Origin of the sequence: Mesorhizobium sp. M7A.F.Ca.AU.002.02.1.1 (assembly GCF_003998535.1) — a bacterium.
Taxonomy (GTDB): Bacteria; Pseudomonadota; Alphaproteobacteria; order Rhizobiales; family Rhizobiaceae; genus Mesorhizobium; species Mesorhizobium ciceri.
The window spans coordinates 1-9,080 of record NZ_RZPB01000184.1 but is presented as its reverse complement, the minus strand read 5'-3'; the positions used below and the strand labels follow the sequence as shown (position 1 = coordinate 9,080).

General features: G+C 62.9%; 9 protein-coding genes and 1 tRNA gene. 2 read left to right on the top strand and 8 right to left on the bottom strand.

Annotated elements, in window-relative coordinates; genetic code table 11:
* The 6 genes from EN879_RS13840 to EN879_RS13815 all read right to left on the bottom strand — a co-directional run.
* Positions 1–691, bottom strand: a 691-nt coding sequence (locus EN879_RS13840; RefSeq protein ID WP_206520946.1) for a dihydroxy-acid dehydratase, incomplete at its 3' end; no start/stop codon positions are given.
* Between the two features lie 14 nt (positions 692–705).
* A complete protein-coding gene (locus EN879_RS13835; protein ID WP_063169849.1) occupies positions 706–1,485 on the bottom strand; it encodes an SDR family oxidoreductase in 780 nt (259 codons plus the stop codon).
* Entirely contained in the window at positions 1,478–2,368 is an 891-nt protein-coding gene (locus tag EN879_RS13830; protein WP_063169848.1) for an aldose 1-epimerase, read from the bottom strand. The genes EN879_RS13835 and EN879_RS13830 overlap by 8 nt, the downstream gene beginning before the upstream one ends.
* A gap of 13 nt (positions 2,369–2,381) precedes the next feature.
* Positions 2,382–3,332 (bottom strand): L-arabinose ABC transporter permease AraH, encoded by a 951-nt coding sequence (gene araH / locus EN879_RS13825; RefSeq protein ID WP_063169847.1) that lies wholly within the window; start codon positions 3,330–3,332, stop codon positions 2,382–2,384.
* An 11-nt stretch (positions 3,333–3,343) separates the two neighbouring features.
* Positions 3,344–4,855 (bottom strand): L-arabinose ABC transporter ATP-binding protein AraG, encoded by a 1,512-nt coding sequence (gene araG / locus EN879_RS13820; RefSeq protein WP_027164219.1) that lies wholly within the window; start codon positions 4,853–4,855, stop codon positions 3,344–3,346.
* Positions 4,856–4,925: 70 nt separating this feature from the next.
* Positions 4,926–5,915, bottom strand: a complete 990-nt coding sequence (locus tag EN879_RS13815) for an arabinose ABC transporter substrate-binding protein (protein WP_024501894.1) — start codon at positions 5,913–5,915, stop codon at positions 4,926–4,928.
* 257 nt (positions 5,916–6,172) lie between these two features.
* On the opposite strand from EN879_RS13815, the gene EN879_RS13810 reads away from it, so the two are divergent.
* Both EN879_RS13810 and dgoD read left to right on the top strand, forming a co-directional pair.
* Positions 6,173–6,862: a FadR/GntR family transcriptional regulator gene (locus EN879_RS13810; protein ID WP_050596413.1), complete on the top strand. Its 690-nt coding sequence runs from the start codon at positions 6,173–6,175 to the stop codon at positions 6,860–6,862.
* 8 nt (positions 6,863–6,870) lie between these two features.
* Positions 6,871–8,019 (top strand): galactonate dehydratase, encoded by a 1,149-nt coding sequence (gene dgoD / locus EN879_RS13805; RefSeq protein WP_024501895.1) that lies wholly within the window; start codon positions 6,871–6,873, stop codon positions 8,017–8,019.
* 192 nt (positions 8,020–8,211) lie between these two features.
* Here the strand turns inward: dgoD and EN879_RS13800 are convergent.
* Positions 8,212–8,287 (bottom strand) — tRNA-Ala (locus tag EN879_RS13800).
* 172 nt (positions 8,288–8,459) lie between these two features.
* The gene (locus EN879_RS13795; RefSeq protein WP_013528180.1) at positions 8,460–8,849 is read right to left on the bottom strand and encodes a TIGR02300 family protein; all 390 of its coding nucleotides are present in this window, start codon (positions 8,847–8,849) and stop codon (positions 8,460–8,462) included.
* Positions 8,850–9,080 lie beyond the last annotated feature (231 nt).

The window sequence follows — 9,080 nt, the reverse complement described above, 5'->3', positions numbered from 1 at the left end:
GGGCGATGCGGCTGCGGCGCGCGTCGACCGCCGGATAGGCAGCGTTGCCCGGCAGCGCCAGGCCGAGCGCTTCGACCATCGAGGCCATGGTCGAGGCCGTGCCCATGGTCATGCAATGACCCGGCGAGCGTGACATGGCACTCTCGGCATTAGCGAAATCCTGCTCGCTCATCACGCCGGCGCGGACATCCTCGGAGAATTTCCAGACATCGGTGCCGGAACCTATCTCGCGGCCCTGGAAACGGCCATTGAGCATCGGCCCGCCGGAAATGACGATCGACGGCAGGTCGCAGGAGGCCGCGCCCATGACCAGCGACGGGGTGGTCTTGTCGCAGCCTGCCATCAGCACGACACCGTCCATCGGATTGCCGCGGATCGCTTCCTCGACATCCATCGAGGCGAGATTGCGGAACAGCATCGCCGTCGGGCGCAGATTGGATTCGCCGCAGGAGAAGACCGGGAATTCCAGCGGCAGGCCGCCGGCTTCCAGCACGCCCGCCTTGATGTGCTCGATCAGGCCACGGAAATGCACGTGGCAAGGCGTGAATTCGGAGAAGGTGTTGCAGATGCCGATCACCGGGCGGCCGTCGAAGGCATCGTCGGGCAGGCCGTTGTTCTTCATCCAGCTGCGGTGAATGAAGGCGTCCTTGCCCTGCCCGCCGAACCAGTGCTGCGATCGTCTCTTGGTCATGGTTTTCCCGGAATTCAGGCTGGATGCTGGAGCTGGCTCAGCCCACCATCTACGACGAGCGTGGCCGCATTCATGAACGGGCACTCGTCGGAAATCATGAACACCGCAGCCAGCGCAATCTCGCGCGCCGTGGCGATGCGGCCGCCAGGATGTAGCGCCATGGTGTTGGCGCGTGCTGTGGCCGGATCGGCAAAGCTGTTCCAGTAGTCAATCGCCTTCTGGGTTTCGACATAGCCGGGCGCCAGCGCGTTCACGCGCACCCCTTGCGCCGCATATTCGAGCGCCAGCGATTTGGTCAGGCCGAGCAGCGCGTGCTTGGCGACCGGATAGGGAAAGGTGTGTGGGATGATGGTGAAGCTGTGCGTCGAGGCGATGTTGAGGATGGCGCCGCCGCCGCTCGCGATCATGCCCGGCAACACCGCCTTGCTGCAATTCCAAGCGCCCTTGACGTTGACGTCGAAGTTGCGGTTCCATTCCTCCTCGGTCGCCTCGAGCGGCGTCGAGAACACATTGATCCCGGCATTGTTGATCAGCGCGTTTATGGGGCCGATCTCGGCGGCCGCTTGGCTGACGGCAGCGGCAATTGCGGCACCGTCGCTGATGTCGGCTGCCGCATGCCCGACATGGCCGCGCGGCACGGCGAGGCCCGCGACGGTCTTGTCCAGCAGTGCGCCGTCGCGGTCGACCAGGAACAGTCTTGCGCCTTCGGCAAGGCAGGCCTCGGCGATCGCCAGCCCGATGCCTTGCGCGGCGCCGGTCAGGAAGATGCGTTTGCCGGAAAGGCGCTCAGCCATGGTTGTCGCTCCAGTCGAAGACGGTCATTGCGAATCTTGCTCTGAGAACCTCGCCGGGGGAAAGTACCTTGATCCCCATTGGGTCGGCATCGAAATGCTTCAACGCATTTGGGGTATGGCTCATCGGCTCCAGGCAGAAGAAGCTTCGGTCCGTGTCCGGCGCAAAGAGCATGTAGCGGTCGAGCTCCGCGTCCGCCTCGATGTCGATCCCCAGACAGTGCTCCGGCCAGATGATGCGCGCGATGCCGCTCCACCCTTCGAAGCCATTGTTCAGCCAACGGTCGGGCAAATGGCGCGGCGTTGAGAAATCGACATCGGCGGCAATGGCGCTCCTGGACGCTGGAAGGTGCCCGTCGCGCTCTGTCCACCAGGTTTCGGCCGGCGCAAACAAGGTCGTCCGCGGCGTGCGCGGAAAGAATGGATGGAAACCGAGGCCGAATGGCAGTGGAATGACGCCGGTATTTTCGACGGCAAGCCGGAGTTCCAGCCGCGCGCCGGCGAGCCGGAACGACTGTCGCGCATGGTAGACATAGGGCGAGTCGACGCCGCGCGGATGATCGAAGGCCAAATGGAGGCGGTCGACGCGATGCTCCTCGACCTTCCAGTTCGCCTGCCAGCCGTCACCGTGAATATAGAAAGGATCAGTCGTGTTGGGCGCCAGCGTGAAGTTTTGACCGCCGCAGGAAAACGCATTGCCCTCGACGCGATTGCCGATCGGCACCATCGGAAAGCAAGCGCAGTGCACAACGTCGAACTCGGCCTCGCCTTGGTAGGGACGCAGGAATGGCACCCCGTCGGCCGTATGGCCGTTGACGATTGCGCTGCCAGAGGGGCTGATCTCGACGCACAGCCGATTGCTTTCCAGTAGTATTCCAGCCGACATGCCCTGCCCCGAGTCAACGCCGGCCCAAAGCCGACGAGCGCAGATTGTCGAGCAGCACGGCCAGCAGCAAAATAACGCCGCGCACGATGTACTGGTAAAAGGCCGGGATGTTGAGCAGGTTCATGGCGTTCTCGGCGATGCCCATGATCAGCACGCCGACGATGACGCCCGACATGGTGGCGCGGCCGCCGGCAAGCGAGACGCCGCCGAGCACGCAGGCCGAGATGACCGAGAGTTCCAGTCCGACCGCCGCGTTGGGCTGGCCCGAGGTGATGCGCGACGCCAGCAGGATGCCGGCGATGCCGCAGACGACGCCTTGCAGCGCAAAAATCCAGATGCGCGTCCGGTCGACATTGACGCCGGCAAGGCGCGAAGCCTCCGGATTGCCGCCGATGGCCAATGTGTTCTTGCCGAAGACGGTGCGGTTGAGGACGAAGCCGAAGATGAAAAACAGGATGGCGAGCACCCAGACCGGCGTCGGAATGCCGAGCAGTTTGGACAGCGCGAGCTGGTAGAAATCCGGGCTGTTGATGCCGACGGCGCGGCCGTCGGACGCAATCAGCGCAAACCCGCGCACGATCTGCATGGTGGCCAGCGTCGTGATCAGCGCGTTGATGCGGAATTTGGCGATGACGACGCCATTGATGAAGCCGACGAAGGCGCCGCTGGCAATTGCCGCCAAGAGGCCAAGCAGGATCGAGCCGGTGTAATTCGACGCCATCACAGCGACCATGCCGGCAAAGGCGACGATGGAGCCGACCGACAGGTCGAAGTCGCGTGCGGCAAGGCAGAACATCATGGTGCAGGCGACGATACCGACGGTGACCACCGACTGCAGCAGGCCGAGCATATTGCGGTCGGTGAGGAAATTCGGCACCAGAGCCGAGACCAGCGCGAAGGCGACGACAAAGATGACGACGAGGCCCTGTTCGCCGAGCAGGATTTTTTTCAACTGGTCGGTCATGCCAAAAGTCCTCAAGATGCGATCGCGTCGGGGGTTTTCTGATCGGGGAGAGCGGCGGCCAGGATCGCCCTTTCGGCGAACTGGTCGCGGGTGAGCTCGGCGCTGACGCGGCCGCCGCACATCACCAGAATGCGATCGCAGATGCCCATCACCTCCGGCAGTTCGGACGAGACGACAACGATCGCCATGCCGTCCTGCGCAAGCTGGTAGAGCAGTTCATAGATTTCCGATTTGGCACCGACGTCGATGCCGCGCGTCGGCTCGTCGACAATGAGAACCCGCACCCCTTGTTCGGACAGCCAGCGGCCAAGAATGACCTTCTGCTGGTTGCCGCCGGAGAGGTTGATGATGTCCTGCTTGCGCGACGGCGTGCGCACCTTGAGCTTCTTGATGAAGGTTTCGGCGGTGGCGATCTCGCTGGCGCGGTTCAACACGCCGAAGCGCGTGTGATGGCGCCGCGACGAGATGTTGATGTTCTCCTCGACCGAGCGGCCCTGGATGATGCCGTCATGCTTGCGATCCTCCGAACACAGCACGATGCCGGCCCGGATCGTACCACGCGGATCGGTGGCAGGGACCAGCTTGCCATCGACGGTGATGGTGCCGCCCGAGCGCGGATCGGCGCCATAGACCAGACGCATCAGTTCCGAGCGCCCGGCGCCGATCAGGCCGAAGAAGCCGACGATCTCGCCTGCCCTCGCCTCGAAACTGGCCGGCGTCTTCAGTTTGGGGCCGCTGAGAGCGTCGACCTTCAGGCGGACATCGCCCGTTTTTCGTGCGCGAAAACCCCAGATATCCGAAATCTCGCGGCCGACCATTTCGGCGACGACCTGGTCGCGGGTGACGCCTTTCAGCGACGCATGGTGCGCCGCCAGCTTGCCGTCGCGCAGCACGGTCAGGCTGTCGCAGAGCCGGAACACTTCGTCGAGCCTGTGCGAGACGTAGATGATGACCTTGCCCTCGCCGCGCAGGCGGTCGATCAGGGCAAACAGGATTTCGCTTTCGCGCGAGGACAGCGACGAGGTCGGTTCGTCCAGCGCGATAACGCGTGCGTCGAGCATGATCGCCTTGGCGATCTCGACCATCTGGCGTTCGCCGATGGACAGCGTCTTGACCTTGCGGCGCATGTCGATGTCGATGCCGGCCGATTTCAGCTTGGCGCCGACGTCGTCCAGCATCCGGCGGCCGGCGATGATGCCGGCGTTGGCAGGGAAACGACCGAGGCTGAGATTTTCGGCAACGGTGAGTTCAGGAACCAGCTGCAGTTCCTGATGAATGACGATGACGCCATTGTCGAAGGCATCCCGGGTCGACGTATAGGCCTGAACCCTGCCGTCGATGCGGATCTCGCCCTGATCGGCATGCTGGTCGCCGGACAGTATCTTGATCAGGGTGGATTTGCCGGCGCCGTTCTCGCCCATCAGCCCATGCACGGCGCCTTTGTCGACGCCGAACGAGACGTCCGACAGCGCTTTGACGCCCGGATAGGTCTTGGTGATGTGCGAGAAGTCGAGAAAGGACACGGGCAGCGATCCTCTTGTGGAATGGCAAACAGGCGGCGGGATGAGCCGCCGCCTGTTTGTACAGGGAGGATTATTCGATGCCGAGGCCCTGGCGGACCTTCTGGTAGTCGTCGCGCTTGGCGAGTGCACCGGAAGTCAGGATCAGCTTCTCCGGCTCCTTGTTGCTGGCAACCCAGTCATACATGTTGAGCGCCGTTTCGTAGCCATGACGCTTCGGCGAGATGATCACGGTGCCGACGAAGCCGGTGGCCGTCGGCTTCTTGAACTCGTTGATCGCCGAATCCGCGCCGCCAATGCCAACGCCGATCACGCTATCAGCGGGGATGCCGACGCTTTCGGAGGCACGCACCGCACCCAGCACCGCTTCGTCGTTGAGGCCGAAAGAAACCCACTTCTTGATCTCGGCATGGGCGTTGAGCACGACGGTCGCCGCATTGAGGGCAGCTTCCGTATCGGTCTTGGCCTGAGGGGCGTCAAAAATGTTCTCGGCCTTGAAGCCGTTTGCCTTGAGCACCGAGATGGCGCCTTCGACGCGGTCGACGGCGGTCGGCAGTTGGTCATAGGAGACGCGGATGGCGCCGACCTCGTCGGCCTTCCAGCCGCGCGCCTTCATCTCGTCGACGATCGCCTGGCCGACCGCCTCGCCGATCTTGGTTGCCGAGATGCCCATATGCGGCACGTCTTCCAGCGCCTTGCCGTCGGCGCCGACCAGGCGGTCATCGACAGTCATCAGCTTGAGATTGTTGGCGGCGGCCTTGGCGACGATGCCGGGGCCGAGCTTCACGTCGGGCGTGCAGACGATGAAACCCTGCGCGCCCTGGGCGCCGAGATTGTCGATGGCCGACATCAGCTTCTCACCGTCTTCGGCGCCGATCTTGACCAGGGTAAAGCCCTTTTCCTTGGCGGCCTGATCAGCAAACTTCCATTCGTCCTGGAACCACGGCTCCTCGGGCTGTTTGACGATGAAGCCGATCTTGGTGTCCTGAGCATATGCAGCGATGGTCGTGACGGACAGCACGGCAAGCGCGCCCGCGACGAGCGCGGTCTTCAAAAGTCGCATGATTACCTCCCAGCGATAGACCGGGCGCTCAGCCCGGATGCCGGAGTCTCTAATCGCTTTTATCATACTCGTCAATTGATCTGGTATGATAATTAATGTACATGCTCTGACCAGCGATCGCTGGCGCAATTGATCCGCATCCGTTAAGGCCGGACCGGTTGTGCGAAACCAGCGGTTCGCCGCCTTGGAGGAGGGCTGAGGTGACCGGGACTTTGAAGAAACCGCAAGGCGACACAGCCACTCGCCGCCCGCGCGTTATGCCCGACGTGACCAAGGCGATTGCCTCGGACATCTTTTCCGGGCGCTATCCGGCCGGCTCCTCACTGCCGACCGAAAACGAGCTCGGCGTCGAATACAGCGTCAGCCGCACCGTCATCCGTGAGGCCCTGAAAGTGTTGGCGGCAAAAGGGCTGGTGCTGTCGCGGCCACGCGTCGGCACGATCGTCTGCAACGAGGACGACTGGAACATCATCGACCCGCAGGTGCTGGCCTGGCACGCGCCGCATGCACTGGACGACAAGCTCTTCGACGCCATTCTTGAGACTCGCCGGGCCATCGAGCCGCTGGTTGCCGAACTCGCCGCCACGCGCGCGACGCTGCAGGAAATCGCCGATCTCGAAGCCACCTGGCGCGGCATGGCCGGCGCCGGCGAGGATCTCGCCGCCTTCTCGCGCAGTGACATCGCTTTCCACCAGATCGTCTATGCCGCGAGCCATAACCCGATCTTTCGCCAGATCGGCAATCTCATCGACACCGGGCTGAAATTCTCGCTGGAGGCGACGGCGGTGATTTCGCTCGACCGGCGCATGGAGGCCGTGGCGGCGCACCGCGAGGTGGTCGAGGCGCTGCGTATGCGCAATGCCGATGCCGCGCGTGGCGCGGCAAACAAGATCCTCGACCTCGCGGCGCGCGACCTCGTCAGCGCCAAGAAACTCAAGAGCAACTGAGACTGCGCATGAAAATCATCTCGCTCACCACCTACATCGTTCCGCCGCGCTGGCTGTTCCTGAAGATCGAAACCGATGCCGGCGTCACCGGCTGGGGCGAGCCGGTGGTCGAAGGCCGGGCGCTGACCGTCGAGGCGGCGGTCAAGGAGCTTGGCGATTATCTCATCGGCAAGGATCCGCGCCTGATCGAGGACCACTGGACGGTGATGCACCGCGGCGGTTTCTACCGCGGCGGCCCGATCCTGATGAGCGCCATTGCCGGCATCGACCAGGCACTGTGGGACATCAAGGGCAAGGCGCTCGGCGTGCCCGTGCACGAACTGCTCGGCGGCAAGCTGCGCGACTCGATCAAGGTCTATTCCTGGATCGGCGGCGACCGCCCGGCGGAGGTCGCGGCCGGCGCCAGGGAAATGGTTGCGCGCGGTTTCCTGGCGCTCAAGATGAACGGTACCGAAGAACTGCAGATCGTCGACAGCCATGACAAGATCGACGCCGCTGTCGAACGCGTCGCCATGGTGCGCGAGGCCGTCGGGCCCAACATCGGCATCGCTGTCGATTTTCATGGCCGCGTGCACCGGCCGATGGCGCGTGCGCTCGTCAAGGAACTCGAACCCTATAGGCTGATGTTCATCGAGGAGCCGGTGCTCAGCGAAAACCGCGAGGCGCTGAAGGAGATCGCCGCGCTTGGCTCGACACCGATCGCGCTCGGAGAGCGGCTCTATAGCCGCTGGGACTTCAAGTCCGTGTTCGAGGAAGGCGTCGTCGACATCATCCAGCCCGACCTGTCGCATGCCGGCGGCATCACAGAATGCCGCAAGATCGCGGCGATGGCGGAAGCCTATGATGTCGCGGTCGCGCCGCATTGCCCGCTCGGGCCGATCGCGCTTGCCGCGTGCCTGCAGCTCGACGCGGTCAGCTACAACTGCTTCATCCAGGAGCAGAGCCTCGGCATCCACTACAACGCCGCCAACGACCTGCTCGACTATGCCGCCAACAAGGATGTCTTCCGCTACGAGGATGGTTATGTCGCCATTCCCGACGGCCCGGGCCTGGGTGTCGAGATCGACGAGGATTATGTCAAGGAACGCGCCAGGGAAGGCCACCGCTGGCGCAACCCGATCTGGCGCCACAAGGACGGTTCCTTCGCCGAGTGGTGATCCGGGCTGGCTTTCAGACTTCAAGCACTCCAGGAATAATGAAGACTTTGTCCGGCGAGCAGTTGCTCTCGAGAAATGGCTCGTTCGTTCGGTTTGATCGAGGGGCTTTCAGCGGCGTTGTCAAATTGACCATCAAACGCAGATGACCGCAGTGCGGCACATTCATCGGCTGCGAATTGCAGAGGGACTGTTTGGTGGAGCCAATCGGGATCGAACCGACGACCTCTTGAATGCCATTCAAGCGCTCTCCCAACTGAGCTATGGCCCCACTTCCGGCAGTCAACCGGCGCCGTTTCCGGCGAAGAGATCCGGCGCGGGTTGGAGACCGCGCCGTTAGTGCAGGCGGCTTCTAACCCCGCCTTTCTCAGATATCAAGCCTTCGAGAGCCGCTTTTTCTTCACAGACCACGAAAGCCCGCAAACGCCCGCTTTCAAGGCCGATCAGACCTCGTCGTCGTCGTCGCCAACGCCGATCATGTCGGCAACGTCGTCATCTTCTTCCTCTTCGTCGGCGAGGAAGGTGTCGTCCTCGTCGTCGCCGAGATCGACGTCGTCCTCATCGTCGCCAAGATCCGGCAGGTCGTCGCCCTTGACGTCCTCGTCGGCCTCTTCGAGCGAGACGACCTCAACGCCTTCTTCTTCCTCGGCGTCCACTTCCTTCTCGGCCACTTCCTCTTCCTCCTCGAGAGCGGCAATCTTGCCTTCCTCGAAATAGGAACGCGGATAGGTCTTGCCGGTGTAGGGCGAGACGATCGGGTCCTTGTTCAGGTCGTAGAATTTTCGGCCCGTCTCCGGGTCGATACGTTTTGTGCCAAGTTCGGTTTTTGCCACGGCAAGCCTCGTCAATAAAAGAGTGGTCCCCTTAACCACAGTTTGCAGCGCTGTCAAAGCGAAAAGCCGGCGTCACAAAACCATGCATTGAAAGGCCTCGCGTGAAGTGACGACCATGGGGATGACCATTTCGGCCCACCGTGGTACGAGACCGCCGCAACAAATGAAAAGCGCCGGCCCGCCGGCATTCCGTCCAGGGAAATTCCATGTCTCACGCCGCCGCCCCCAAGC

Coding starts and splice junctions, on each gene's coding strand:
- EN879_RS13810 (WP_050596413.1), top strand. CDS start 6,173: ATGCCCGACGTGACCAAGGCGATTGCCTCGGACATCTTTTCCGGGCGC.
- araH (WP_063169847.1), bottom strand. CDS start 3,332: ATGACCGACCAGTTGAAAAAAATCCTGCTCGGCGAACAGGGCCTCGTC.
- EN879_RS13830 (WP_063169848.1), bottom strand. CDS start 2,368: ATGTCGGCTGGAATACTACTGGAAAGCAATCGGCTGTGCGTCGAGATC.
- dgoD (WP_024501895.1), top strand. CDS start 6,871: ATGAAAATCATCTCGCTCACCACCTACATCGTTCCGCCGCGCTGGCTG.
- EN879_RS13815 (WP_024501894.1), bottom strand. CDS start 5,915: ATGCGACTTTTGAAGACCGCGCTCGTCGCGGGCGCGCTTGCCGTGCTG.
- EN879_RS13835 (WP_063169849.1), bottom strand. CDS start 1,485: ATGGCTGAGCGCCTTTCCGGCAAACGCATCTTCCTGACCGGCGCCGCG.